This window comes from Agarivorans sp. JK6 (genome assembly GCF_045277145.1).
GTDB lineage: Bacteria > Pseudomonadota > Gammaproteobacteria > Enterobacterales > Celerinatantimonadaceae > Agarivorans > Agarivorans albus.
This window is the reverse complement of sequence record NZ_CP113525.1, coordinates 1,565,752-1,591,843: the sequence shown is the minus strand read 5'-3', so window position 1 is coordinate 1,591,843 and position 26,092 is coordinate 1,565,752. Positions and strand designations below refer to the sequence as shown.

Here is a 26,092-nt window from a genome sequence, read left to right as displayed (position 1 = left end):
TAGTTGCAATTTTAATGTAATCAAGGCCTCGCTTCGATATGAAAAAAACAAGTATTGCTTTATCTGTACTTCTTGCCTCAGGCTTAGCTAATCTAGCGCTAGCTGGCGACAACCATAGCCACCGTTTTGAAGGCATAGACCTTACCATCCCTACTCTTTCTCACGATTACTACCTCGGTGAGAACTCGGGTGCTACCCACTATTGGCATGGTGAAAACCAAGACATGAAGTGGACTCCTACCGGTGGCAACGACGCTTATGATGCGAAGTCAGACAAAGTTCACCCACAGCTAACTGCTCACTCGCAGAAAATGAACAAGGGTGTATTTGCTTATAAAGAAAAATACTTCCAAGTTTACGGTTACGGCTTAACCTCTCCAATGATCGTTGATGGCAATAATGGCCTAATTATTCTTGATCCCGTTGAGTCAGTAGACAAAATGCGAGATGTAATGGCTGATTTTCGCAAAGTAACCGGTAATAACAAGCCTGTTGCAGCGGTAATGTACTCGCATTGGCACCCTGACCACTACGCTGGCGTGCGCGGCATTGAGGGCGCTGAAGATGCCTTAATTATTGCTCACGATACGTTTATGACAAACGTTGTTAAAGGCTCTATGGGCGGCACTGGACCAGCACTTGGTTTTCGAGTTGATTACTCTTTAGGTACCCTGCTTAGTGTTGAAGAAGATGGCCGTATTAATGGTGGTTTAGGCCCAGATTTTGAAATTCGCGAGCACAGTTTAATTGCCCCAAATACGCTGGTTGAAGGCCTCAACGGTGTATTAGAAATGGACATTGCAGGAGTTAAAGTTGAGTTCAAACACGTTCCTTCTGAAGCGTCTGATGAAATCACCGCCTACTTCCCGGAGGCTAACTTATTATTTGGTTCTGAAGTTATCCAAGGTGAAAGCTTCCCTAACTTGCATACCATTCGTGGCACTAAGTACCGCGACCCTAGTATTTGGTTCCCTGGTGTAGACGTTCTTCGTGAGTACCAAGCAGAAGCGATGATGCTATCTCATGGTCGCCCTGTGGTAGGTGCTAAACATGTAGATAACACCCTAACTGCATACCGTGACGCGATCCAGTTTACCTACGACCAATCGATTAAAGCGATTAACAATGGCTCTACCCAAGAAGATCTTATTCGCGAAATTAAGTTACCTAAGCACCTAGAAAGCCACCCATGGCTGGGTGATTTCTATGGCTCTATTCGCCACGCGGCTAAGCAGATTTTTGTTGGTGAAATGGGCTGGTTTGATGGAGACCCAACAACACTAAACGCGACTTATTCCGTAGAAGCTTCAAAACGCTACGTAGAAATGGTGGGCGGTAAGGGCAAAATGATGACTTATGCCACAATGGCCTGCGATACAGGTGATTACCAATGGTGTGCAGAGCTTACTACTCACATTATTCGTGTTGATTTTAACGATATGCAGCCACGCTTACTTAAAGCGAAAGCTTTACGTGAATTAGGCTTCCGCGAAACCAACAACAACTGGCGAAACTGGTACTTAACCTCAGCAAAAGAGCTTGATGGCACCATTGATTACTCTAAAAAAATCAATCTACAAGCACCTGACTTAATGGCTGAGTTTGAACCTTCTCAATTGGTTAACGCCCTACGCTTTAGCCTAAATGCTGAGCGCAGTGCAAACCAGCACTTTACTATTGCATTTAACTTTACGGATACCAATGAAGCACATGCCTTAGAGGTTCGCCGCTCGGTTGCACAATTCCACAAAAACTTTAGTGGTGAAGCTAAAGCAACGGTTAACCTAACTAAACCGGTATTCCTTGGTTTGCTGGTCAACAAGATTGACTTTGCAACAGCTGTAAAAGAAGGATTCATCACTCTAGATGGAGACGCTGCAACAGTTCCAGCGTTCTTTGCTTTGCTAGACAAGCCAGCAGAAAATCCAAAAATCACTTTGCGTTAGTCGCTAAGCTGAACATATAAAGAGCGTTTTTGACGCTCTTTATTCCTTTAAGTTGAACCTATAAGGGCTGAATATGAAAAAGCATTTGCTAACTGTATTACTGGCTTGTCTCCCAACAACTAGCTACGCGTGCAGCCACGATATGTTGTTTTCAGCACCTCATCTTCATAATCACGATGAAGTTGTAAAAGCTTTAAATGCATCCAAGGGGAAAAAGCCCAAGCCATTTGATTTAAACGCTCTATCTGCTAAATCCAAACGCTCTGCGTTTCAAGCCGGTAAGCTGCGCACACTTCCCGGTTATAAGGTGCCAAAAACCAAGATTTAGCGCCATACCAAGAGTTTATTCCCTTAGAGGGAAATAGCGCACCACATTGCTTAAACTCACCCATTCTGGTACAAAGCTCCACCAAAATAAAACTTGCAACTTTTTAATCTAAAAACAATGTCTTAGCTTCGTTTATTCTCTATATCGCTTGTTATTTGGACTATATTATTAGGCCAAGCAACAAGCTTTATCTCGCTCGCAGAAGCGCTACACGAAGCTGGTCATCATTCGCATTATTCCAGCACCGATACAGAGCAACACCAAAATGGTGAATGCCAATCACAATCGCTGCTGCATCAATGTGCGGTAGCCGCTGTAACAACACTTTTTACTACTAGCTTTGTTCCCGCTGCAACTACCTATGTAGCGCCGCCATTTAGTGCTTTTCATTCTTTGTTTAAGCAACAGCAAACCATTCGCGCCCCGCCCAAATTATTAAACAAAACAACCATCTCTTTAACCTAGAGCCTCAATCAAATACTTAAATAAACCAAACTGCCAACTACACTTCACTATATGTAGCTTTGGCTGTTTGCTAGTGAACAGAAAAGATAAATGAACAAATCTGAAACATTAAGCCCTAAGCTGACTAAAACAAATAGACTGGCATCTATCGACATACTGCGTGGCTTAGTCATGCTGCTGATGCTGCTCGACCATGTGCGCGAGCGTTTTTACTATCAGCATCGCATTACCGATCCCATCACCATTGAAGATACCGACACAGAGTTGTTTTTCACCCGTATTTTGGCCCATTTTTGCGCTCCCATATTTGTATTTTTAACCGGAGTTTCGGCCTGGCTTTACGCTAACCCAAATAACAAAGCACCACGCTCTGCTGCAGAATTTCTGCTAAAGCGTGGGTTATTTTTGGTGCTACTTGAAGTAACGCTGGTTAACTTCTCTTGGTTTGGCAATTACAACGCACTCTACCTTCAAGTTATTTGGGCGATAGGCATTAGCATGATTGCTTTAGCGCTGTTATCTGCACTTCCGCAATTTTGGATTGCGGCACTCGGTTTAACCATTGTCTTTGGACACAATGCCCTAACCGCAATTGAATTTTCACCTAATGAGTGGGGCTACAGTTTATGGACCATTTTGCATGACCGAGGCCCGCTTTACAGCAGCGATGCATTCAGTGTTTTTGCTTCATACCCAGTATTGCCTTGGATTGGCGTTATTTTGCTAGGGTTTGCCTTAGGCCCAATATTCAGCGCTAAGGTCGAATCGAAAAAACGCAAACAAGTGCTATTTGGCTTTTCTGCCGCTGCGTTATCACTACTTGTTCTGCTACGAGGGTTTAACATTTATGGGGAAACCTTACCTTGGCAAGTAGGTACCAACGGTATTGAAACCATAATGTCGTTTTTAAACTTCACCAAATACCCGCCGTCTTTGCACTTTATTCTGCTTACTGTAGGTATTGCTTTGGCCTTGCTAGCTTTGTTTGATACCTGGCAAAACAAGCTTAGCGATTACCTCAAAACTTATGGCTCGGCACCGATGTTCTTTTACCTATTGCACTTATACCTGCTACTCATTGGTTATAAGTTGGTTATGTGGACCATTGGTCCCAATGTAGACGGTTTGTTTGGCTTCGCCGCGCTTTGGCAAGTATGGTTATTAACTGCTGTGTTATACCTGCCTACTCGCGCGTTCTCGCGCTATAAGCACAGTAGCAACAAAGCTTGGATAAAGTACTTTTAATTCTTCTGCTCCCATAAACAATAAAGCCGACTTTTAGTCGGCTTTATCCCCAATGCAGCTCCTTTTTGATTAAAACATACTATTGCCATTAGCACTGCCTTCTGGCACTTCTTGTATGCTGTCCCAATGCTCTACAATTTTACCATTCTCATCAAAACGGAAAAAATCCATGGTGACATATTGATCATTTCCCGGCCAAATTTGGTGAGTATGTAACGCCACCATGTCACCTTCGGCGATACAGCGTAGAAACTTAATTTGTTTGTTGGGATAGTCGCGCTGCATTTCGTCGAAATAATTAATAAAACCTTGTTTGCCATTTGCGACCACGGGGTTATGTTGAATGTATTCGTCACCAACAAACATCTCTACGGCTTTGGCTGGCTCACCCAAATAAGCCATTTGATAAAATGCCACGGCGTTAGCTTTATTCTGCTTTAACTGGCTGCCCATATTTTCTCCCAAGCAATCAAGTGATGTTATCTCAATAGTAGAACAAACCAGACAGCATTAGCTTAACGCTTGGCTTGGATAAGACACTTCTAACACCAAACACTCTTGCTCACACTTAAATGGGCCATGCATCTCGCCCGGGGGACGGCTAGCGTAGTGCCCTGCTTCTAACCACAGGTCAAAAGCCGCGTCATACAAACGGCCAGAGATAATGTAGATCTCCTCTGGATAGGTATGCGATTTAGCGCCAAAGGCGTCGGTATTTGCTCCAGCTTTAAACCGAGTTAAGCGTGTATAATCACCGGTGCTATTATCTATGGCTAGGGTAAGCTGATGTAACTGCCCATCACTGCCCTCTATCTCTTCCCATTGGTTAGCACTGTTTGTAGCTAATACATTCCAGTATTGCGCGGTGGTTTTCATTAGCATCCTTAACAACTAAGTACTTAATGTACATAAGCTAAAAGATAGCGAGCTAATGCAATTTCGCAATCAACATTTAGTGAATAACCGCCACCAAAACCAAATATTTAATTGAGGGTATATCAAGGATGTAGCTAGGGTCTGTAGATCTTTGCTGATGGTTTTTGCAGCAATTTATTAGCCATTTAGGCAAGGCAGTGAGTGTGCAGTTAAGTGGGCTTAATAATCACTCGCTAACGCTGAATAAATGGCTAAGAAATGCTGCCCGAACGGTTCGGATAAGCGAACTTTACTCTTTGTTAAGCCCTTCTTGCTTAGCCCACTAGGCTTCTAAGTGCTCGCCGCGATTAAAGCCCGCTTATCTCGAACAAAATTTCAACACCAAAAATCAACAGACCCTAACTACTAATCCTCAAATACAGCCAATAAAAAAGCCTCTTTAAGAGGCTTTTTTATATCGTGCAACTACTGATAGCTAATCTCACCTTTATCATCATAATCGGCGGCATTAACTGGGCTTTGCTGCTCTAAGTAAGCCTTAAGCACTTCGGCATCTACAAAGCCAGTGTCCACAAAGCCACTATGGTCTGTGATTTTAGGATAACCATCACCGCCAGTAGCATTAAAGTTTGGAACAGTGAAACGGTAGATGCTGGCTTCATCTAAAGGTTTGCCTGCAATCACTACATCGCTCACCTCGCCATTAATTACTTTCATGCTAATGCCAGCAAATTGCGCGTAAGCACCGGTATCCACAGGCATAGCCGCAACTACCGATAAGTACTCCATCACTTCTGCACCATTCATATCTACATAGGTAATGGTGTTAGAAAAAGGCTGTACGGTAAGCACGTCTTTATAGCTGATATCACCTGCCTCAATCGAGGCTCGAACACCACCAGAGTTCATTACTGCAAAATCAGCATTTACACGTTCTTTATGGGCAGAGGCAATTAATCGGCCTAGATTGGTTTGGCCAAAGCGTACTTTGTCTCGGTCACCCACTAAGCGGCCGCTTAGTTCAGCAATCTTAACATTAAGCTGCGCTTGGCCTTGTTCTTGGTAAGGAGTTAACAAAGCCAGTACTTCGGGATTGTGGGCAATTTCCTCTTGCACAAACACCCGCTGCTTTTTACCGTCTACTTTGATTTTTTTCTTTAAGTTAACTGGGATGAGTTTGTAGCTGTCTAAAGTAAACTCGCCGTTTTTAAACGTGTAATCGGCGCGCCCTACATATTTACCCCATTCATAGGCTTGGACAATCCAAGTGCCATTTTGTTGATCGGGTTTACATTCATCACCTGGCTTAAAGGTTTGGGTGTACATGTTAGGGCCTTCCATACACACCGGTTCTTGCGAGTGGCCACCTACAATTAAATCTAACTCACCTTCGTTAAGTGACCGCGCTAAACTTACATCTCCCGGCGCATTAACGCCATGTTTAGCATTGGCATAGTGGCCCATATGAGTAACCGCAAACACTAAGTCGGGTTGGTGTTGCTGGTTAATCTCGGCTATCACTTTTTTAGCTTCTACTTTAGGATCTTCAAAGGCTAAATCCGCAACAGTATCTGGCAGTACCAGTTTATAGGTATCTTCGGTGGTGAAACCGATCACCGCCACTTTCACGCCTTGCAAGTCAAACATTTGATAGGCTTGAAACTTACGTTCTCCAGTGGATTTTGAATAAATGTTGGCGGATAAGAATGGAAAGTTAGCCCACTGTTGCTGTTTAGCTAACACTTCTAGGCTGTTATCAAACTCGTGATTACCTATCGCCATGGCATCGTAACCCAACAAATTCATGCCTTTGAAGTCTGGCTCGGCGTCTAATAAGTCTGACTCAGGCACGCCGGTGTTAATGTCACCACCCGATAACAACAACACACTGCCCCCTTGGGCGGCCACTTCCTCTCGAATACTATCAATTAAGGTCTTCCGCGCTGCTAAGCCATACTCACCATATTTGTTGTGCCAAAAGCGGCCATGATGATCGTTAGTATGTAATACGGTGATTTTATAGCTTTGATCGACTTGCCAAGTTTGCTCAGGGCTAGAGCTACAGGCTGCGAGTAGGCCAGCCAACACAGAGGGAATAAATACGCGATAAATGAAAGGCTTCATCTTTCTTCCTTGATTCGATGGTTAGTAGGCTAATCATAGTTCAATAACAATCACTTACAAGCATAACAACCAGCATAAAAAGGCCTAATTAGTGGCCTTGTTTTGCATCTTAGCCAAAGGTGTTGATAACAAACATTTAAAAGATGATAAACGCAAACTTGGCTTAGATCAAACAAACGCAAATGATAATGATTTACATTAAGGTTAAATAGTTATTTGAGTACAGCATGTCTACCATTGATCTCGCACCACCACAGCAATTGCCCGAAGCATTAACCGGCCAAGCCAGCCCTTCTCCATTACAATTTGCCTTCACCAAAAAAACTAGCGCTCATGCAAACCATGGCAAGCGTGAGTCTTTAAATGGCGAGCAAGCACACCAGATGCTAAGCAAGCAACTAAGCCAAAGCAAAGCGAGTCAGTTACCTCGCGCAATTTACATTCACATCCCGTTTTGTCGAGTTCGTTGCACCTTTTGTAACTTCTTCCAATACGCCAGCAATCAACAAATGATAGATGATTATTTTACGCTGTTGGAACAAGAGCTGATTGCTAAATCTCGCTATCCTTGGACACAAGCGAGAAGCTTTGATGCGGTCTATGTAGGTGGTGGAACACCCACTGATTTAAGCCCAGATCAACTTAACCAGCTTGGGCAGCTTATTCATCGTTATTTTCCCTTAAGCGACAGCTGTGAAGTAACCCTAGAGGGCAGATTAAATCGCTTTGACGATAACAAGTTTGAGGCAGCACTTGCCGGTGGTTTCAATCGTTTTTCTTTTGGTGTACAAAGCTTTAACTCCAAAGTTCGCCGTGCTGCTAAACGCCTTGATAAGCGAGACTACATCGTAGAGCGCTTAAGCCAACTAACAGCCAGTAATCGCGCAACCATTGCGATAGACCTTATCTATGGCCTCCCCCACCAAACACCAGAGAACTGGCAACAAGACTTACAAGATGTATTAGATACAGGCGTGCACGGAGTAGATTTATATCAATTGCTTACCTTTGGTGGCAGCGGCTTACAACGTAATATTGATGCGGGCCGTGAAGCCGTTCCATTGAGCACCAGCGAGAAAGCGTTAATGTACCAACAAGGGCATCAGTTCTTCGCCCAAAACGCTTTCCGACAGCTTAGTTATTGCCATTGGGCAAATGGAGAACAAGAGCAGAGCCGCTATAACTCCTTAGCCAAACAGGGAGCCGAAATTTTGCCGATTGGCGCAGGAGCCGGTGGCAATATCAACGGTTACGCCTTAATGCAAACTCGAGATATAGATACTTGGCGCGCAGGCATAACAGAAAATAACTGGGCTTTTGAGCAGCTAAGTTTGCCGGCTAACAATGCTCAGCTAAAAGCAGCAATCACCAGTGCTTGTGATCAGGGGCTGATTGATGCAGATAAACTTCCCCATGGAAGAACGCTTTTTGAACATTGCCAACCCTTGTTTAAAGCTTGGCAAACAAATGGTTTAGTCAGTTTAACTGGCCAACAAGCCGCATTAACCATGGCGGGGCAATTTTGGTCGGTGAATTTAGCCAATGCCATGACCCAGTATTTGCAGATGTACCCTTTATCTAACAGCCAGTAAACTATTAATTTGTTACTAGCTTGTTATTACCCAATTAGGCTGCCAAGCTGATTATTCTAGTTTTCTACGAGTAACAATATGTTTGGCACGGTAAGGACACTGTGGGCGTTAATGGTAGTATTTGGACACTTGTTTTGGCTTAGCGACTTCGGTCGCTTTGCAGTGTTTGGCTTCTACATTCTTAGTGGATATTTGATGACCTATGTAATGCAGCAGCGTTACGGTTATCAAGCTTCAGGAAAAAAGCGATTTGCCCTTAATCGATTTTTACGCCTTTATCCGGGGTATTGGTTTGCTTGCCTGTTAAGTTTGCTTTTGCTGCTGGCCTTTAATCGCTACTTTCCTCTAGCGGGCTTTTCAACCATTGCGATACCGAGCAATGCCGCTAGTTTGTTGGGTAACTTCACCATGGTTTACCCAAGTTGGCTACCCCACTCTATAACGCCACGTTTATCTCCAGCGGCATGGGCACTTACTGTAGAAATATTCTTCTATTGCGCCATTTGCTTGGGCATATCTAAAACCTTGCAACGCAGCCTTGTTTGGTTAGCCTTATCTGTGCTTTATGTTGTTGCTAGCTACATCGGCGACCTATACTGGCATGCCCGTTACTTTTCCATTCCTGCAGGCTCACTGCCATTTTCCATTGGGGCCGTTATCTATTTTGTCGTACAGCAAAATAAAGTGCCGATTAGCTGGCAAGTTATACTAAAAAAACCAGCATTAATACTGCTGGTTATGGTCACTATTTCTGGTTTTACCGCATGGCAAATTAATCAAGGTTTGCACTTAATTACCGCGGAGATACTGTTTTATACAAATATGCTAATTAGTGCGATGCTAGTATTGAGTTTAGCCTTGGGGCATAGCCTACATAACAAAATATCTGCTGGCTTCGATAAGTTTGTTGGCGACTTTTCCTACCCAATTTACCTACTTCATTACCAAGCGAGCATCATCGCAAGTGTGCTGCTGTTAGGCGAAGTAAGTAAATTTAAACAACACTTCAGTTCAGCGGCCTTGCTGCTGGTAGGCCTAATACTGGTAGTGCTTTCGCTATTGGTTATCAAATGTATCGACCTACCCGTTGAGCGCTTACGCAAGTCAATTCGCGATAAAGCCAGCGGTCAATATAAAGCCGCTAGCTAAACCACTTGATAGCCTTGTTTAGGCATTTTGCTGGCAATTAGAGCGAGGCTTAACACCACCACAAACGTGGCTGCGTTAGCGGGCGCTTGCAAGTTAAAATCAACACTAATGTGTATTAGCATGGCGGTAATGGCCATAAAGCAGCCTAAGGCAGTGCCTTTCATTAAGGGGTCGTTACGTTTTCGCAAGGTACGTAAGCAGCGATAGGCTACCCATAAAACCGCTGCTCCTAAAAGCAAAGTAACAGGCAAGCCAGACTCAATTGCGAACTGCAAATAGTCGTTATGGGTATGGTCGAAAAAAGCACTGATAGGCTGAGGTAAATAGGCTTGAAACACCGAATAAAAACTGCCAGCACCACTGCCCCAAATCGGGAAATCTTTGAGCATATTCAGCGCCCAATCAAAGATATAAATACGCCCTTCGTCTACCAATACCGTAGAGCTCAAACGCTCTCTTACCTTACTTAAGCCAAACAGTGAACTCACAATCAACATGTCGATAATAAGAATACTCACCATTAATATGGTAAGGCTTTTTGGTCGCTGCTTATAAAGCAACAACGCCAATATGCCGCCAATAACAGTAGTTGCAAAAAACGCACTATTGCCCATGCGTGAACGCGACATAACCAAGCCAATAACCATAATAATCATGCACATGCGCACTAGCATTTTGGGGCTTAGGGCAGCTTCTAGCAAGCCGGAGAGACGTGCTTGCCAAGTCTCTGCACCGGTTAGTTTTAAGTCGGCGACAATCAGTGCTAAGCCCATCATCAAGCTGAGTAACAAGTAATTAGCAAAGTGGTTTTTATAGATGTAAGAGCCTGTCGCCACTGGGCCAATATCGGTGCCAAACACAGGGCTTTGCTCAACATTAGTCAATAACAGCATCGCCCCATAAAAGGCCTGAAAAGTACCACTTACCACAATAGCAATTAACACTGCACGAATACGTTCTGGGCGGTTCACCAGCAGCAAGGTATTCACTGCCAGCAACAAATAACTCACACCTTTCAATAAGCTAATTTTACTTTGCTCCGGATCTAACGAAAGCGGAGCGAAGCCTTTGACGGCTTCACCAGATAAACTGGCAACGGCGCGCAACTCAGCATTTTGCGGTGCAAGCCAAGCCAGTAAACCGGCAGGTAACGGCACTAACTGCAGCAAAGTAAAAAATTGAAATATTGCCAACGCTGCTAATAACCACCAGCCAGGACGCAGATACTGCCAAGGGATTTTTGCTCTAAAACAGTACACCAAGCCAATACTTTGTAAGGCAATGATCAATTCCATTATTGACCATGCCCAAGGGCGATTACTGCCTAAAGGGATGGGTAACCAAACTAGTAAAAAGATAAAGCTGGCAAAGATTATCGCTTCTAATCTTCCCGTCGATACTCGCATAGTCGGCGCTTCCTTGTCATCTCTGGGCAAAGCCCGGAAAAATCTAGTGATTAAATTGCTGCTTGTTAGTGTTTGCCTAGCATTTGCGCTGGGTTATCCCATAGCAAACGTTTTGCGTGCTGCTCGCTGCTTAGTAGGCTTATCTGTTCAAAGGCTTCACGTAAATCGGGGGGACGTTTTTCCAAGTCATGGGCATCACTAGCCACAATATGAATCGAATCTGCCTTAAGTAAACTCTCTGCTATGTTCTGTGCTTGTTGGCGAAAGTGCCCTAAAAAAGAACCAGCGGTCACTTGAAACAAACACCCTAATTTGAGTAACTGAGAGAGCTGGTAAGGATTCTTCCAAATACCATGGTTACGCTCTGGATGAGCAATCATGACTTGAATATTGTTGTTGTGTAGCCAGCGCACTAAACTGGTTGTTCCCTGAGGGACACTGCCATGTGGTAACTCAAGTAACAACAAAGACTTATGTTTATACTCACCGATAAAAGGCAGCAAACCTTTTTGAGCCCACAGCATCACCTCTGGGCATAAATGCACCTCAGCTGCACTGCGAAGCTCGATGTCTAGTTCGCGCTGAGTGATAGCATGTTTAAGCGTGTTATACGCGGCTTCAATGGTGGCTGGATTATTGTTGTAAATTCCTGGGTGCATATGTGGCGTAGCCACCATCACTTTGGTTCCGCTGGCTATGGCCATCTCTACCATTGCAATAGCTTGCTTTAGGTTCTGTGCGCCATCATCAATCCCCGGCAATATATGACAATGCAAATCAATGAACATTTTCTTCTCCTGCTACTTGCCATACATGTGGTCGCCGCAAGCGCCAAACTAGAACGCCTGCGCAGATTAACCCTGCATAGTTAAAGCCTAAGTCGCCCCAGGAAAACTGTCGATGGGCAGAAAACAGTTGTAGCCCTTCATCAACCGCAAACACTACGCACAACATTACAAATACCAATGGCAACTTAACTAGCTTTAAGCGGTACAACTTGTCACTCACCGCCATCATTACCAAGGTGCTAACAATAAATGCAGCACTAAAGTGCACCACGCTATCGCCACCTAACAAAATTTCTAACTCAACAAAAAACACACGATTGTTGCCTAGGCTCTTTAAGCTACTCGCCAGCAATAGCAACAGCGCAACGATGCAGCAAGCAATACGCCAATATCGCTGTTTAGGTATTGGCACAAGCGACATAATCTATCCCGGCTAACAAATACAAAGCACAGGCGCGTTGTTTAAACTGCGGTTGCTTCATTGCTTGGCTTAAACCTTTATGCATAAAGGTGTGCTGTTCAATTTTAAGTAAGGCTTTAGCCACCGTTGTACGCTGCTCGATACTTAGCTCGGGCCACAAGCTTAAACCAATCTCTACATAGGCAAATAAAGTAACGGGCGCGTTCTCGCCCACCTTTGCGGCAAGCTCCAAATATGCCATCGCCTCTTGGCTACTGGCTTGGCGATAAAGGGCATTTTTAGCTAAATCAACATAGGTGTTTGGCCAAGTTGGCCTAAGTTCAGCAGAGCGTAAATAGAACTGCTGAGCTTTAAGCAAGTTCTGCTTTTTTAACAGGGACTTATTCGCAGTATCGGGGCTAATAACTAAGCTGTAAAAGTTACTCCACTCTACTTGTTTGGCAGCCAATACCTGATAATGAGGGTGATTGGCCTGCCAAGCGAGCATGTCACGAGTGACGTGTTCGGCTACCTCTAAATTAGTTTGTGTGAGTTGCTGATTAAGATCTTTCTGCCAACGTTGATGCCAAGCGCCAACCGCATAGCTGTTTGCATTGGCTAAACCATATTGCACTGCAACAACAGCCACCCATAGAGCGGTGCCTAATAGCCCAAATAAAAACAACTTATGCTTAACTTGGCTCATCAATGATGCCCTCCCGCACATTTATACATGGGCTAATCGGCCGCTGCATATAGATCGGTTAATTGGGTATTTAAACGTTTAGCCTCAAAGCGGCTTACAAATACTTCACGACATTGTTGAGACATTGCGCTAAGCGTTGTTCTATCGAGTTGGCCAATAACTTTGGCAAGTGCATTGCTGTTACTGTTTTCAAACACGTAACCGGTGCTTCCCTCGGCAACTAGACTTGGCAAAGCACCTGCATCACTAACAACAACCGGCAAACCTTGGCGGAACGCTTCTATCACCACCAAGCCAAAACCTTCCCAGCGCGAAGGCACAACTAGCGCATCAACACTGGCATACAGCTCACGAAGTTGCTCTTGGCTACACCAACCATGTTGAATCACTCGACAATCGGAAACATTAAGCTGTTGTTTCGACACAACACTCGCGCCAGCAATATGCAGCTCTACTTCGCTATCTACTTGGCGAATGGCTTCTATTAGCAGATCTACGCCTTTTTGTTTGTCTAAACGCCCGACAAACAATAGCTTTAACATGCCTTGGTTTTCGCTTCGCTGTATGTCTTGTTCCAAATCATCTAAAGCATTCTCAAACACCACCATTTTATGCTCAGGAATCTTTTGCTGGCGGGCACTTTCAAAATCATGATGAGAAATATTAATCACCGAGCTAACTCGGTAGGCCAATACCTTTTCGATTTGTGAGAACACCTTAGCTTTAATGCCGCTGTAACCATCAAAGCACCAACCATGGGAACAATACACCACCTTCCGCTGACTACGTTTAGTTATTAGACCCGGTATGCGACAAACCACACCAGCAAAAGTACTGTGGATATGAATCACATCGGGGTCAAAATCGATAACCGCTTGCTTAAACAACTTAGCTAAACTTGCACACGAACCTAGGCTGCGGCTTGGCCGGTCAAAGCAGCGATAATAGGCCTTTAAGGGCGCGTCTTCCGCTACGTGTTGCTGCGGCGCTAACACCAAAATATTGTCTGTGCCATAGCACTCTGCTTGGTAAGGGATAATGGTGTTTAAGTAAGTTTCTACGCCGCCTACCAAGGTTTCGGTTACATGTAATATCTTCATGATAACTGGCTCTCCGCTTGATACTGCTCTAAGCGTTGCAGCATATCTCTAAACTCTACATCCCAAGCGTTTACTACCTTGTGACGAGCTTGAACAACTTGTTGCTGCAGCTCGGACATGTCGGCTAATTGAATGGTTTCGCTGTGTTGTTGCATGCCTTCGCGGCTAAAATCAAACAACATTGAAGTGGGTAGCTTGACCGCTTCAACAAAGGCGCTCACTTTGCTGTCCCAGCTCATTACGGTAAACGGTACTGAAAAAGAAAAGGCACTAATTGCCGAATGAAGCCTAGTAGCAAATACACATTGCGCTTGGCTAACTACTTTAACCAAATCATCGACTTGCTCTACGCTTACTACCTTTGCATCGGGCAAGCTGCTGGCAATGTCTTGCATATATTGCTGGTCTTCTTGGGCACCATTGGTATACAGCACCGGTAACAAACCAGCAGCCTTAACCTTAGCCACACACTGGCTGATCCATTGCTGGTAGTCTTGCTCGTTAAAACTCACATCGTTGTCAGAATTAACCATTAATACCACCGGATTCACAATGTTAATGGCGGCGTATGCTTGTTTACTAAGATCTGAGTGTGGCGCTTCACTGTAACTAAGGTTCAAGTTCACAGCGGGGTCTATGCTCACCACCACCTTGTCGGCAATCTGCGCGCCAAACAAGTAAGCGATATTGTCTTTACTGGCAGCATCGCGTACCGAAATATACAAACACTGCTTAGCCGCAAACAGTCGCTTGAACAGCCAGCGCCCTGGCCCAGACATCCGCTTAGCCACCCCAACATACACTACCGCGTAGTTGGTATTAGCGAAGTAGCAAAACAGTGATAGAAAATAAAGCTTAAGCGGGAAGTTAAGATAAACATCGCTAATTAGGTTACCGCCGCCCATCAACACCACATCAGCGGCCTTCACTTTACTCATCCAATTACGGTAGTTTTTAACCGCCACCAGCATACTATTGAGAGGGATAAATAGCTGGCGTACCCATTCGAAACGGCTCTTCAAGATCTTGTCTTTAATTGCATTTTGCTGAGCACTGCGTTCAAAGTTATGCCTTCCGGCAATATCTAAGGCCTCACTGGAGATATCATAATTTTCTAGCTTCCATGCCAGCGAATTATGAATTAATGCATCACCAAAATTATCACTATAAGGAACTGCAGCAATAAGGTAATGGGTGTCCTTTTTAGTCATCTAAGACTCCTTGTCGAGAACTACCAAAAATAAGTGAATAAGCGGGGAGTAAATAAATAGCTGCCGATAAAATATGCCTAAAATAACTTCCCTGATCGGGCTCAAATAGCAGCAGTACAAACATGTGAGAACAAAACAAGGTAAGTAACAAGTCTCCCTGTTTACGCTTAATCATTTTTCCACAAATCATCAACACGCCCACGCTAAACAACAGCAATAACAGTTGATTGAGTCCTTGGGCAAAAATCAGCGGCAAGCTCAGCTGCAACAAGGCCCAGCCAAAATTAATAATAAAGGGCAAGCCACGTGCTACATCCACTAAATTGTCGAAAGCAGTTACGTTAAAACTCCCCTCTAACTTGGCGTAGTTATTGGAAATATCTCGCTGGCCTTGAGACATTTGATAAAAGGCATCAGGTAACAAAAAGGCTAAGCAAACAAAAAAGGCAAGAAAATACCAAGCAGGTTTAAAGCTTGCGAGCTTAAATGCTGTTCGATTAAGGCTATTGCGCATAGGAAAGCCTTTATCACTAAAATACTGCATGACATAGCCAGCGAGAAATACCCCTAGAATAAGAAAATAGTAGGAGCGAACTTGCAGGGCGTAACTCACATAAAGCACCACAACGCTAAAAATAAAGGCTTTACGGCTAAAATAAGTGGAGTAAAACACCAGCAGACAAAGCGCCATTACTATGGTTTCTTTGGCTGGCCAAATAACATTGAGCAGCATACTAGGCAGGGTAAATAAGCTCACTACCAGTAAATCTTTAAGTGTTACTACATACTTTGAAATAACCAGAAGCCACAAAAAACCTATGGTAGCGGTGCTCAGCACTGCGCTTTCACGTCCTAAAAAATAGAGTAATTCACGGGTAGCTAGGAAGGAGCCGTCTAGTTCAAAAAAAACAAAGCGGCCTTCTATCTTCATTGCATCGTAGCCCCATTTCCAGGGCAAAAAATCTTTACCAACGGTCATCAGCAATAACAGCATCAGCGACCAAAACAGTAGGTAGCAAACACCGAGTTTAGTGCGTTTAAACTCGACCATAGTGTCCACCTAAAGACTGACTATCGGCATAAACTAGAGAGACTAGCCAAGTAACTAGGTAACACGCTGCTAAACCAAGAGCACCAGTAGATAAGGACAAAGCAAGGCCGGAACAAAGCACACAAACCAACACCGTTAGCACACAGTTGGTATATACCTGCTTGTCGGCCGAGAATTTTACAAAGATGTGGTAAACCGGACCAAAATACAAACGAACGCAGGCCGCTAAAGCAAACAGCGACCAAATTACCAAGGTGTTGGAATCTAAATCTGCAACAACATACACCCCAACAACGGCCAGTGAAGAAACAATCAAGCCAGCCACGCTTAAGGGCACGCCGTCTTTACGGACTTTGAGATAGCTTTGTTTGATATCGTCTGAGGCTAAAATCTCCGGTACTTGCACGCTGTTGCGAATCGCCAAGATAAATACAAACAACTGGAAGATCCGCCCCCCCCATGCAATAACGCCGGTATCGTATTCGCTAAGGGTATAACCACTGATTAAGATAATGCCCCAAAACAACACGTATTCACTCAAAGTAAAAGCTAAAAACTTAGAGTCTTGCTTTAAACTTTGGCTAAGTTTTATGCCTTCGCTTTCATCTGATAGCTTAAAACCCTGCAGCAGCTTTTTATTACCGAACAGGCTAAATAAACAAAAGTAAGCGAGTAAACATGCGCTTAAAACCACAAATACATCGTTAGTATTGCCCGACAAGGCCAACAAAAAGAAAATCAGCGAGCTGAAGACAAAAAACACCCCCGCTTCAAACAAATAAGACCGGTAAAACTCTTTGATCACTCGGTGAGACAAAGACACCATTTGAATAATCGCAAAGCCAACAATATACAAAAAACAAAATACGATTATCTCGATGCGACTAAAGCTTAAGGGCACTACCACAATGGCTAGGCTTAAACTTAAAATAAGTGACAAGCGACATTTTTCAAACAACACTCGCGCCGCTTTATCAGTTTCGCCTTGACTTGATAAGTCGAAATAGCGGCCAAAAAATGAATACTCAGATCCGTAACGGCCAATCACCAAAATTAAGTTAGCAATTGAAATAGCAAAGGAAACCTGACCAAAGCTGTCCATGCCATAAAGCCAAGTGATTACCGACGAAAACAAAATTAAGCCGGTCGCACTAAAAGCTCGCAGCAGGGTAATACTGCCAAAGCGCTTAACTAAAGACTCTATGCGCTTTAGCCCACTCATGCGCTTACTCCGTATTCACGGTAGTAACCATAACGTGTTTCGTTTTTGGCGTTTACTCGGTTCAAGATAACCCCATCTACCACTACTTTGTGATTGATCATCTGCTGCAAGGTATGTTCAATTTGATTCACCTTGGTGCGCCCAGCATTTACCACCACAATGCTTGATTTGGTGATTTGACCAATAATCAAGGCATCACTTACCGCCGCAATTGGCGGGGTATCGATAATAATCTTGTCGTAATGCTCGCTGAGTTCTTCGATAAGCGCTTTAAATTTCGAACCCGCCAATAGCTCTTGAGGATTAGCGGTTTGCATTCCCGCGGGCAATAAATCAAGGCCAGAGCGCTCGTGATGAACAACACAATCATCTAACTCTGCATCCATCACTAACAAGTTACTTAAGCCCGGGTGAGCGCGGTTAAGATTAAAGCGTTCACCCATCGAGGGTTTACGTAAGTCACCATCAATCAACAGGGTTTTTTCCATACCAGCCATCGCGATAGCTAAGTTTAAGGCGGTGGTGGTTTTGCCTTCATTAGGTACCGATGATGTCACCGACAAAAGCTTACGCTGTTGGCTCATCATGTTCAGCATTACTGAAGTGCGAATACTGCGTACCGCTTCACTAAAGTTGAGCTGTTTCTCATCAAAGAACTGCTCTAGCGGCAAATTATCTTTGTTAAAGCGAGAGCGTTTAACCAAAGGAATAACCCCAAGCGGAGTAAGACGTAGCTTGTCTTCAATGCCGCTGGCGCTTTCAATAGTATTGTTAAGTGATTGACTAAGCAGCGCCAGCACTATGGCAACAGCCAAACCAAAAGCCGCAGCCAGCACTATGATGATGCCTTTCTTTGGTTTAGCGGGAAATAATGGCGTAACAGCCCTGTCGGCAAAGCGCGCTACTGCAGCTTGAAAATCACTAGTAGCATTGGTTTCTTTTTGGCGCGTAACAAACAAATCATAGAGGTTTTGGTTGCTGTCAACTTCACGCTTCAAGGCATCATAAGTTGCCCGCTTAAGCGCAATATCTTGAAACTCGGCTTTTTTGTTTTCCATCTCGGTGCGGATCGCATTTTCTTGAGCACGAGCACTACGCAACTCCTTTTCAACACCGGAAGCGAGCACTCTAAGCAGCACTTCGGAGCGTTCTTTCACCGAAGCCAACTGAGCTTGAGCACGAATCATCTTGTCGTGTTTAGGGCCATAGCGTTTGCTAAGCTCAGAAACCAATCGCTCTGCTTCAATTTGCGCTAACCGTACATCACGTAGCTGCGGGTGGTTAGAGATTGCCGTTACCGAAGAGAGCTCTGAGATAGCGGTATTTTTATTATCTTGCAGTAAGTAGTAAATAGACTCCGAAGCGGTGCGGCGATCTTGCGCATCGGCTAAACGGCGGCTTAAGTTGCCCAGCTCTGAGCTAGCTAAACTGTCAATACCGCTTACATCTACTAGTTGCTCACGCTGCAAAAAATCACTCAAACGGCTCTGTGATTCTATCACCGCAGCTTGTAACACACCGATTCGGTCAGCCAACCAGTTGGTGGCTTCTTGATTAGCAATAATGCGACTTTCACGGTTAGAGTTGATGTAAGTCTCCCCTACCGCGTTGGCAATTTTGGCGGCTAGTTTAGGATCCCTAGAGTCAAAACTAATATTTACTAACTGGGTCTTTTTAACCGGATTAATGTGTAGATTGCGCTGGAAGGTTTTCATTACTTTCTGGCGCGCAATTTCTTGCTGCTGTTCTAAATCTGGAAGCTCTTCTTCAGGCATAAAGCTTTGTATAAGTGGCACCGAGCGCAACAAACTTTTAAGGCCAGCGGCATTAAAGCCCTTACCATCGTTTGCGCCGTTAAACTCAGGGTTGTCATAGAGCTGAAATTCATCAATCACTCGTTGAGCAATGCTTCGTGATTTAAGTAATTCGAACTGCGTGAGGTAATACTCTTGCTTGGAGGTGTCGATGCCAATCACATCATCAATCGACACCGCTTTACGCTGCTCAGCTTCAATCAGTAATACTGCGGTTGCCTGATAGGTTGGCTTAATCGCAAAAACCAACAATATGGCCAGCAAAACACTGATAAATGTAAAACCCAAAATCATCAGCCAACGCGACTTCAAAATCGACAAATATTGCATGATATTAATGAACTCATCATCTGCATTATTGCCGTTGCGCATTAGAGCTGCATTATTCACTGTTGTTGTCATTAACTAAACACTTCCCTGTTAGCAAACTTACGGAGTATTACTGTTGGCACCCTTGCCGTAAAAGAAGCTAGGCCTTAAAAGAAACTGGCCTTAACCACAATAATGTCTCCCGGAGCGATGCGGTGCTTTAACGCTGCTTTCACTAAGTCATTAGTGCCATTTCCGGGAGTAATATTGATATTTGTTTTCGACGCTCGCTCTGTAAAACCACCCGCTAAGGCTATCGCTTTTTCAACCGTGAGACCGGGTTGGTAAGCGTAACCACCAGGGTGTTCTACCTCACCGTTAATAAAGATTTGTCGGTAGCCAATAATGTTTACCGCTACCTTAGGGTTAATCAGGTAATCACCGCGCAAACCCTGCTCAATGTTATCTCTAAGTTGCTGGGCAGTAAGCTTATTAACTGGAATTCGCCCCAAGTAGGGATAGTCGATTTTGCCACTATTGGTCACTAGCAACTCCATCGACAAATCACTCTCGCCGTATACCACTATTTGGATGCGGTCACCTGCGCCTAAGCGGTAGCTTTGCTCTAGATCATTGGCCAGAGAAGCAGCACTAAATCCGCCCCACATCAACACCGTTATTAGCAAATACCAGGCGTGTTTGGTGTTACACAATCTAGCCAAGAGAGAACTATCCCTATTCATCACAACTCCTTGAACAGCTTTACTTAGTAGGCAGTTTTACCTACAAATCCTTTAAAGATAGTGAGGAATACAATTTTGATATCCATCCAAAGCGTCCACACACGAATGTACTCAAGATCGTATTGCACCCGCTTTTCCATTTTTTCTAAGGTGTCAGTTTCACCACGGTAACCGTTGATCTGCGCCCAGCCGGTAATACCAGGCTTCACTTTATGACGCAGCATGTAACGGTTAACAATTTGACGATATTCTTCATTGTGAGATACCGCATGAGGACGCGGCCCAACAATAGACATGCTGCCCATCAACACATTGAAGAATTGAGGTAACTCGTCTAAAGAAGTACGGCGAATAAAAGCACCAAACTTAGTGACTCGGGGATCGTTTTTAGTTGCTTGCTTCACAACAGCACCATTATCTTGGGTGCTCATTGAGCGAAACTTCCAAACACGGATTTTCTTACCGTCTAAGCCATAGCGATCTTGCTTAAACAAGATGGGACCTGGAGAAGAACGCTTAACGCCAATAGCCACCGCCAATAAAATCGGGCTAATCAACATGATGATGATCGACGCCAATACAATATCTTGAATGCGTTTCACCAACATACTGCCGCCACGGAATGGGCTATCAAATACACTTACGGTTTGAATATCACCCAGCGAACTCCATCGTGAATGCAGTAAGTTGTAGGTAAAGAAATCTGGCACGATAAAGGTGGTTGTAGTGGTATCTGATAGTTGTTGTAAATAACCAGTAATGCGGTCTTTGGCATGCATAGGCAACGCAATATACACGTGGTCGACTTCACCACGTTTAGCCATTTCCAGCGCGGTATCAACCTTAGCTACAGGCCCTGTATAGCCACTGCTTTCTAAACGAGAAACATCCCTATCATCAAAAAAGCCAACAAATTGAATACCTAGCTCTTCTGAGTTTTCGAAGGTTTCCTTGAGTTGCACACCGTTTTGCGACACCCCGATAATGGCAGCGCGGCGAGTGTTATAACCAAAGCGACGCATTACCGCTAAACTCTCACGAAATACTAGGCGCCAAGCTATCAGCAACATTGGCGTGGCCACTACCCATGAACCCACCACCACTCGCGAATAGGTAGCCGAGATTTTTAGGAAGTAATTAACCGCGAACAACAAGGCAATACTGATAATCCAAACCCATAGGTTAACCATGGCTTGTTCCTTAAGAGAAGAAACCCGCCACGAACGGTATAAGTTGAAGGATTCCGCTACGACCAAGTAGATGGCTGAGAGGCCAACACCCATTAGCTGAAAGGCCAAATCGAAGGAACCATTTTTAAGCCAAGACAAGCCAGCTAAAACGGCAATAATGATAAAAACATCTGAAATTCGGTAAACAACAGCGAGTTCAAATTCGTTAGAACGAACTACGCCATTTTGTTTCTGCATATCCATTGCACACCCCTAGTATCAAGCTTAAAAATTCCATGTATTGCTTGTATATCTCTGTATCTTACGGGTGGTTACTAAACCAAAATTTGGCGTTTACCGCTCTTAATTTTGATTCTTCATAAACAAAAAACTAACCTGACAAATATCACAAAATTTAATTGGTAATATAAATTAAAGGTGATACAAGCCTCAAAACAAGAAAAAACATTACTCATTTATAAGTAGCTGAATAGTGTTTGTCAACACAAAACAATGAACAAACTCAACTATTTTTCAGCTGAAAAGTTGACAGATTTTTTAGCAAAAACTGAGCTTAAGTAGAACCAATTTCATTTGTATTACGCTGGCGTTTCAATAAAAAGATCTAAGATCAGAAACAGAAGAATAACGTGGAGAGCTTAAGAAATTGACATTTTAGTTATTAATATCAGTAACTTAAGTTTTGAATATTGACTAGGATATAAAACGAAAAAAGCCACGCTAAGCGTGGCTTTAAAAATGGCGGAGGAGGAGAGATTTGAACTCTCGAAGGGCTATTAACCCTTGCCGGTTTTCAAGACCGGTGCATTCGACCACTCTGCCACCCCTCCGCAGGGGTGTTGCTGCGATTAAAAAAACCATGCAGTGCATGGCTAAGTTAATATGGCGGAGGAGGAGAGATTTGAACTCTCGAAGGGCTATTAACCCTTGCCGGTTTTCAAGACCGGTGCATTCGACCACTCTGCCACCCCTCCGCAGCGGTGTGAATATTACGTTTATGATTTTCGAATGTAAAGACCCATTAAGTTTAACCGCTCGCAAATCAGACAATTATCCACAACTTTTTTAAGGCAAGATGATAAATTGTCCAAATCTATAAGATTTGAGGAAAGTGATTACGCACTAGTAGCCCTTTTTACAGCAAAAAAACAATAACTTTACTCACCTAAGAAAGGATATCTCACACCTATTTGAGAGCGAATCTCATCCATAATCTGCATGGTTTCAATACTCTCTTGCCAGCTCATCACTTCACTTTGTAATTTACCAGCAGCAACACAACTCATTACTTCTTCTATTTGATACTCAAAGCCCGATGCTCGAAATGGAAAGTCTTCAACTATATCTGGCTCACCATGCACACTCAGACAAGCTTGAGTCCCAACCCAGAACATACTCGGCACGCGGATATGCCCATTTGAACCAAAAATGGTGAAGCTGTTTTCTGTATTAGCCAAAAAGTTACAGGTAAATTGGCTGGCACAACGGCCATAACTCATAATCACACTGCTGCGCTCGTCTACACCGGTGCTACCAACAAGGCCATCAGCTACAATTTTATTAGGTTGGCATTGGGTAACAAACTGAGACATAGATACGTTATACACTCCCATGTCTAATAGGCTACCACCGGCTAACTCGCGGTTAAGCAAACGATCATCTTCATCACGTGGGATGTTAAAACCAAAACTGGAACTGATAAGTTTAATCTCACCAATTTTTTGCTGCTCAAGCCAAGACTTAACCTGTTGCCATGCAGGCTGAAAGCGAGTCCATAATGCTTCCATTAGGAACACATTATTGGCCTTTGCTAAGACAACTAGCTCTTTAGTTTGCGCCGCATTTACAGTGAGTGGTTTTTCACACAATACTGGCTTGCCTGCTTCTAGACACATTTTAATACTGTCGAAATGAAACCGATGGGGGTTGGCAATATAGATGGCATCAACCTTGGGATCGTTTGCTAACTGTTGATAATCATCTAGCGCTAATTGGCCATCAAACTCATCAACAAAGTCCTGCGCACGTTGAAGATTAGAACTAGCAACAGCATATAAAGTAGCTTGAGGAATAACCGCTAAGGCTTCAGCAAAGTTGCGCGCAATGCGACCAGGAGCAATGACTCCCCAATTAAACTGTTCTGTCATTATATTTCTCTAAGGCGTTATCAATTGATTCATAGTAACCAGATTGAAAGGACATTCTAGTGAGATATTCAGAGACAATTCACTTCCAATTCAAACTGTGACCTGGCTCTAAACCTCGTTGATAACAATGAAATTATTCATAATGCACGACTAAAAATCACAAAGCTAACTCACTGGTTTGCTTACTGCTATGTCCAATATAAAACACTGCTGCCAACAAGCTAACTAAGGCCACTACCTGCCAAGCCATGGGCACGGGGCTTAACAATACAAGTGCTATTGCCGCTAGAGCTGCCCGCTCCCAATGCTTAAGCTGGCGTTTTTGCCAACCCTGCATAACCAAAGTAAAGGCATATAAACCCGGTAAAGCAAAAATAAACACCTGAAAAGCAGCTAGCCAGTCTCCTTGAGCAAGCGGCGTATAAGCAAACAATATCGGGATGATGTACAGGCCTTTGGCAATCTTCCATGAGGTAAATCCCGTTGCCATTGGAGGAGATTTAGCAATAGCTGCAGCGGTAAAGGTACACAAACAAACTGGCGGGGTAACGTTACTGTCTTGAGAGAGCCAGAAAATGACTAAATGTGCCGCTAATAGCAACATAGATAACTGATTCTCATCAAGTAGCATTGGCCGCAGTAAGGCCATCATTTCATCAGGCATATCATTTATTAATGCTTGGGCTTGTGCAACACTCATCACACCTTGCTCTGGACTAACCCCAACCAACATTAGAATAGCTTGCACATCTGCACTCAGAGCACCAGAGCTTAAAGCATTCACTAGCTCAACATTCGCCATTAATTGTAATAGCGCCGGAGCAGACAAAGTAGCCAACACAATATAAGAAGCGGTTACTGGCAGCCCCATGCCTAGCACTAAAGATGCGACAGCAACCAGCAGCAGCGCCACGAGCAAACTCCCACCAGACCATTCGGTAATCATCAAAGAAAAAGTATTGCCGATACCAGCAGTGGCAATCACATTAACAATCAAACCTACGGAACATAACAGTACTGCGGTTACCACCATATTGCGCGAACCGAGCGCGAAGGCATCAGTAATTGCCGTTAGCCCCATTTTGTTTGGGGTAAACCATGAGCTCACAATCACCGCGATAATTGCGATAACAGCTGCGTAAGTGGGTGTGTAGCCCATTACCAGTAATACAATCAACAATGTCACCGGCACAATAAACGACAAGCCCTCACGTATCACCATCGGTAGTAAAGGAGGAGCTTGTTCCATAGTTCGGGTTAACCCCGCTTTATAAGATTCTGTTCTCACATAAAAAACCAGCGATGCAAAATACAAAATAGCCGGAAGAATACTCACCATCACAATGGTGCTATAAGGAATTTGCGTATAACTAGCCATGACAAAAGCCCCTGCCCCCATTATTGGCGGCACAATTTGCCCACCAGTAGAAGCCGACGCTTCTACCGCAGCGGCAAATCGCGGGCTAAAGCCTGCGTTTTTCATCAAGGGAATAGTCACTACGCCAGTAGACGCAGTGTTGGCAACAGCGCTGCCAGAAATAGTGCCAGTAAGCCCAGATGCAATAATGGCCACTATTCCTGGGCCACCAACCAAGCGGCTAGCAATGCTTTTAGACAAATGAATAACAAAATCACCCGCGCCAGAGCGCAGCAAAAAAGCGCCGAACAGGATAAACATGAAGACAAAACTTGCAGAAATTCGTGCGATATTGCCAAAAATAGCATCATCGCCATAAATGCTTCTAAACAGCAGTGTCTCTAAGCTCAGCCCCTTGAACTGAAAGACCCCCGGCACAAAATTCCCCCACCAGGCGAGATAGGAGATGGCCGTTACAATCAAAATAGGAATCACCCAGCCAGTGGCGCGGCGAGTCATATCAATTGCCCCCAAAATCACCAACGAGCCACATAACCAGTCTAAAGGGGCTAAGCGCACACCTCGTTCATAAATGAGGTCTTCCGCGAACAGTAGATATATCGCCGAGAAGGCAATAGCCAGCACCCACAATTTGTCCAGAATGGCCAAATGGCGTTGCGAACTTAATGGTTTTAATAAGCCACACAACAAAATAAAACCAGCAAAATGAAGAATGTTTTGCTGTAGCACGGCAATATCCGCAAAAACATTGAAGTAGACATGCGCCAAACTAATAACAATGCCTAAAACGTATATAAGAGGTATAGCACGAGTGTCTTCAATTTCTTGGCGAATACTGTCAGGTACGGCATTCCATTGCATAGTGATGAATCCTGAGGAGAATAAAGGAGACCTAGACCCGA

Annotated in this window: 22 protein-coding genes and 2 tRNA genes; 6 read left to right on the top strand and 18 right to left on the bottom strand. The window is 44.0% G+C overall.

All coding sequences use genetic code 11. The features are described 5' to 3' along the window. Positions 1 to 38: 38 nt before the first annotated feature. The 4 genes from OV592_RS07530 (at position 39) to OV592_RS07515 (ending at position 3,984) form a co-directional block, all read left to right on the top strand. Positions 39 to 1,946 carry an alkyl/aryl-sulfatase gene (locus OV592_RS07530; protein WP_406610954.1) on the top strand — a complete coding sequence of 636 codons (1,908 nt, stop codon included), beginning with the start codon at positions 39 to 41 and terminating at the stop codon, positions 1,944 to 1,946. Positions 1,947 to 2,019: 73 nt separating this feature from the next. Then, a complete protein-coding gene (locus OV592_RS07525) occupies positions 2,020 to 2,274 on the top strand; it encodes a hypothetical protein (RefSeq protein ID WP_406610953.1) in 255 nt (84 codons plus the stop codon). A gap of 141 nt (positions 2,275 to 2,415) precedes the next feature. Further along, positions 2,416 to 2,739, top strand: a complete 324-nt coding sequence (locus tag OV592_RS07520; RefSeq protein ID WP_406611416.1) for a DUF6153 family protein — start codon at positions 2,416 to 2,418, stop codon at positions 2,737 to 2,739. 90 nt (positions 2,740 to 2,829) lie between these two features. Then, positions 2,830 to 3,984: a DUF1624 domain-containing protein gene (locus OV592_RS07515; RefSeq protein WP_406610952.1), complete on the top strand. Its 1,155-nt coding sequence runs from the start codon at positions 2,830 to 2,832 to the stop codon at positions 3,982 to 3,984. Between the two features lie 69 nt (positions 3,985 to 4,053). Here the strand turns inward: OV592_RS07515 and OV592_RS07510 are convergent, their stop codons facing one another. From OV592_RS07510 to ushA, 3 genes are all read right to left on the bottom strand, one after another. After that, the gene (locus OV592_RS07510) at positions 4,054 to 4,437 is read right to left on the bottom strand and encodes an ester cyclase (RefSeq protein WP_406610951.1); all 384 of its coding nucleotides are present in this window, start codon (positions 4,435 to 4,437) and stop codon (positions 4,054 to 4,056) included. Positions 4,438 to 4,494: 57 nt separating this feature from the next. Then, positions 4,495 to 4,860: a cupin domain-containing protein gene (locus OV592_RS07505; RefSeq protein WP_338625286.1), complete on the bottom strand. Its 366-nt coding sequence runs from the start codon at positions 4,858 to 4,860 to the stop codon at positions 4,495 to 4,497. A 465-nt stretch (positions 4,861 to 5,325) separates the two neighbouring features. After that, positions 5,326 to 6,984, bottom strand: coding sequence for a bifunctional UDP-sugar hydrolase/5'-nucleotidase UshA (gene ushA / locus OV592_RS07500; RefSeq protein WP_406610950.1), 1,659 nt, complete (start codon positions 6,982 to 6,984; stop codon positions 5,326 to 5,328). A gap of 227 nt (positions 6,985 to 7,211) precedes the next feature. Here ushA and hutW point away from each other — a divergent pair, with 227 nt between their 5' ends. Continuing rightward, positions 7,212 to 8,576 (top strand): heme anaerobic degradation radical SAM methyltransferase ChuW/HutW, encoded by a 1,365-nt coding sequence (gene hutW, locus OV592_RS07495; protein WP_406610949.1) that lies wholly within the window; start codon positions 7,212 to 7,214, stop codon positions 8,574 to 8,576. Between the two features lie 78 nt (positions 8,577 to 8,654). Then, complete coding sequence (locus OV592_RS07490) at positions 8,655 to 9,725, top strand: acyltransferase family protein (protein WP_406610948.1); 1,071 nt, start codon at positions 8,655 to 8,657, stop codon at positions 9,723 to 9,725. On the opposite strand, the gene OV592_RS07485 is transcribed toward OV592_RS07490, so the two are convergent. The 15 genes from OV592_RS07485 to OV592_RS07415 form a co-directional block, all read right to left on the bottom strand. Further along, a complete protein-coding gene (locus OV592_RS07485) occupies positions 9,722 to 11,131 on the bottom strand; it encodes an O-antigen ligase family protein (protein WP_406610947.1) in 1,410 nt (469 codons plus the stop codon). The two genes, OV592_RS07490 and OV592_RS07485, sit on opposite strands and share 4 nt — an antisense overlap. 65 nt (positions 11,132 to 11,196) lie before the next feature. Next, positions 11,197 to 11,919, bottom strand: a complete 723-nt coding sequence (locus tag OV592_RS07480) for a tyrosine-protein phosphatase (protein WP_406610946.1) — start codon at positions 11,917 to 11,919, stop codon at positions 11,197 to 11,199. After that, positions 11,909 to 12,340, bottom strand: a complete 432-nt coding sequence (locus tag OV592_RS07475) for a VanZ family protein (RefSeq protein WP_406610945.1) — start codon at positions 12,338 to 12,340, stop codon at positions 11,909 to 11,911. Before OV592_RS07475 ends, OV592_RS07480 begins: the two co-directional genes overlap by 11 nt. Then, positions 12,318 to 13,025 carry a hypothetical protein gene (locus OV592_RS07470; RefSeq protein WP_338625270.1) on the bottom strand — a complete coding sequence of 236 codons (708 nt, stop codon included), beginning with the start codon at positions 13,023 to 13,025 and terminating at the stop codon, positions 12,318 to 12,320. The genes OV592_RS07475 and OV592_RS07470 overlap by 23 nt, the downstream gene beginning before the upstream one ends. 32 nt (positions 13,026 to 13,057) lie before the next feature. Further along, positions 13,058 to 14,125: a glycosyltransferase family 4 protein gene (locus OV592_RS07465; protein ID WP_016402151.1), complete on the bottom strand. Its 1,068-nt coding sequence runs from the start codon at positions 14,123 to 14,125 to the stop codon at positions 13,058 to 13,060. Then, complete coding sequence (locus OV592_RS07460; RefSeq protein WP_406610944.1) at positions 14,122 to 15,336, bottom strand: polysaccharide pyruvyl transferase family protein; 1,215 nt, start codon at positions 15,334 to 15,336, stop codon at positions 14,122 to 14,124. The genes OV592_RS07465 and OV592_RS07460 overlap by 4 nt, the downstream gene beginning before the upstream one ends. Then, positions 15,329 to 16,387, bottom strand: a complete 1,059-nt coding sequence (locus tag OV592_RS07455) for a hypothetical protein (RefSeq protein WP_016402153.1) — start codon at positions 16,385 to 16,387, stop codon at positions 15,329 to 15,331. The genes OV592_RS07460 and OV592_RS07455 overlap by 8 nt, the downstream gene beginning before the upstream one ends. After that, a complete protein-coding gene (locus OV592_RS07450; RefSeq protein ID WP_406610943.1) occupies positions 16,374 to 17,609 on the bottom strand; it encodes a hypothetical protein in 1,236 nt (411 codons plus the stop codon). Before OV592_RS07450 ends, OV592_RS07455 begins: the two co-directional genes overlap by 14 nt. After that, positions 17,606 to 19,825, bottom strand: a complete 2,220-nt coding sequence (locus OV592_RS07445; RefSeq protein ID WP_338625261.1) for a polysaccharide biosynthesis tyrosine autokinase — start codon at positions 19,823 to 19,825, stop codon at positions 17,606 to 17,608. Before OV592_RS07445 ends, OV592_RS07450 begins: the two co-directional genes overlap by 4 nt. Before the next feature lie 74 nt (positions 19,826 to 19,899). Further along, the gene (locus OV592_RS07440; RefSeq protein ID WP_406610942.1) at positions 19,900 to 20,475 is read right to left on the bottom strand and encodes a polysaccharide biosynthesis/export family protein; all 576 of its coding nucleotides are present in this window, start codon (positions 20,473 to 20,475) and stop codon (positions 19,900 to 19,902) included. Between the two features lie 23 nt (positions 20,476 to 20,498). Then, complete coding sequence (locus OV592_RS07435) at positions 20,499 to 21,908, bottom strand: undecaprenyl-phosphate glucose phosphotransferase (RefSeq protein ID WP_016402157.1); 1,410 nt, start codon at positions 21,906 to 21,908, stop codon at positions 20,499 to 20,501. 496 nt (positions 21,909 to 22,404) lie between these two features. Then, positions 22,405 to 22,495: transfer RNA gene (locus OV592_RS07430), tRNA-Ser, on the bottom strand. A gap of 53 nt (positions 22,496 to 22,548) precedes the next feature. After that, a tRNA-Ser gene (locus OV592_RS07425) sits at positions 22,549 to 22,639 on the bottom strand. Positions 22,640 to 22,822: 183 nt separating this feature from the next. Further along, positions 22,823 to 23,812 (bottom strand): Gfo/Idh/MocA family protein, encoded by a 990-nt coding sequence (locus tag OV592_RS07420; protein WP_406610941.1) that lies wholly within the window; start codon positions 23,810 to 23,812, stop codon positions 22,823 to 22,825. A 157-nt stretch (positions 23,813 to 23,969) separates the two neighbouring features. Continuing rightward, positions 23,970 to 26,051 (bottom strand): TRAP transporter permease, encoded by a 2,082-nt coding sequence (locus tag OV592_RS07415; protein ID WP_406610940.1) that lies wholly within the window; start codon positions 26,049 to 26,051, stop codon positions 23,970 to 23,972. Positions 26,052 to 26,092: the final 41 nt, after the last annotated feature.

Coding starts and splice junctions, on each gene's coding strand:
- OV592_RS07510 (WP_406610951.1), bottom strand. CDS start 4,437: ATGGGCAGCCAGTTAAAGCAGAATAAAGCTAACGCCGTGGCATTTTAT.
- hutW (WP_406610949.1), top strand. CDS start 7,212: ATGTCTACCATTGATCTCGCACCACCACAGCAATTGCCCGAAGCATTA.
- OV592_RS07470 (WP_338625270.1), bottom strand. CDS start 13,025: ATGAGCCAAGTTAAGCATAAGTTGTTTTTATTTGGGCTATTAGGCACC.
- OV592_RS07490 (WP_406610948.1), top strand. CDS start 8,655: ATGTTTGGCACGGTAAGGACACTGTGGGCGTTAATGGTAGTATTTGGA.
- OV592_RS07525 (WP_406610953.1), top strand. CDS start 2,020: ATGAAAAAGCATTTGCTAACTGTATTACTGGCTTGTCTCCCAACAACT.
- OV592_RS07485 (WP_406610947.1), bottom strand. CDS start 11,131: ATGCGAGTATCGACGGGAAGATTAGAAGCGATAATCTTTGCCAGCTTT.
- OV592_RS07415 (WP_406610940.1), bottom strand. CDS start 26,051: ATGCAATGGAATGCCGTACCTGACAGTATTCGCCAAGAAATTGAAGAC.
- OV592_RS07515 (WP_406610952.1), top strand. CDS start 2,830: ATGAACAAATCTGAAACATTAAGCCCTAAGCTGACTAAAACAAATAGA.
- OV592_RS07480 (WP_406610946.1), bottom strand. CDS start 11,919: ATGTTCATTGATTTGCATTGTCATATATTGCCGGGGATTGATGATGGC.
- ushA (WP_406610950.1), bottom strand. CDS start 6,984: ATGAAGCCTTTCATTTATCGCGTATTTATTCCCTCTGTGTTGGCTGGC.
- OV592_RS07530 (WP_406610954.1), top strand. CDS start 39: ATGAAAAAAACAAGTATTGCTTTATCTGTACTTCTTGCCTCAGGCTTA.
- OV592_RS07465 (WP_016402151.1), bottom strand. CDS start 14,125: ATGAAGATATTACATGTAACCGAAACCTTGGTAGGCGGCGTAGAAACT.
- OV592_RS07420 (WP_406610941.1), bottom strand. CDS start 23,812: ATGACAGAACAGTTTAATTGGGGAGTCATTGCTCCTGGTCGCATTGCG.
- OV592_RS07505 (WP_338625286.1), bottom strand. CDS start 4,860: ATGAAAACCACCGCGCAATACTGGAATGTATTAGCTACAAACAGTGCT.
- OV592_RS07460 (WP_406610944.1), bottom strand. CDS start 15,336: ATGACTAAAAAGGACACCCATTACCTTATTGCTGCAGTTCCTTATAGT.
- OV592_RS07440 (WP_406610942.1), bottom strand. CDS start 20,475: ATGAATAGGGATAGTTCTCTCTTGGCTAGATTGTGTAACACCAAACAC.
- OV592_RS07450 (WP_406610943.1), bottom strand. CDS start 17,609: ATGAGTGGGCTAAAGCGCATAGAGTCTTTAGTTAAGCGCTTTGGCAGT.
- OV592_RS07455 (WP_016402153.1), bottom strand. CDS start 16,387: ATGGTCGAGTTTAAACGCACTAAACTCGGTGTTTGCTACCTACTGTTT.
- OV592_RS07445 (WP_338625261.1), bottom strand. CDS start 19,825: ATGACAACAACAGTGAATAATGCAGCTCTAATGCGCAACGGCAATAAT.
- OV592_RS07435 (WP_016402157.1), bottom strand. CDS start 21,908: ATGGATATGCAGAAACAAAATGGCGTAGTTCGTTCTAACGAATTTGAA.
- OV592_RS07475 (WP_406610945.1), bottom strand. CDS start 12,340: ATGTCGCTTGTGCCAATACCTAAACAGCGATATTGGCGTATTGCTTGC.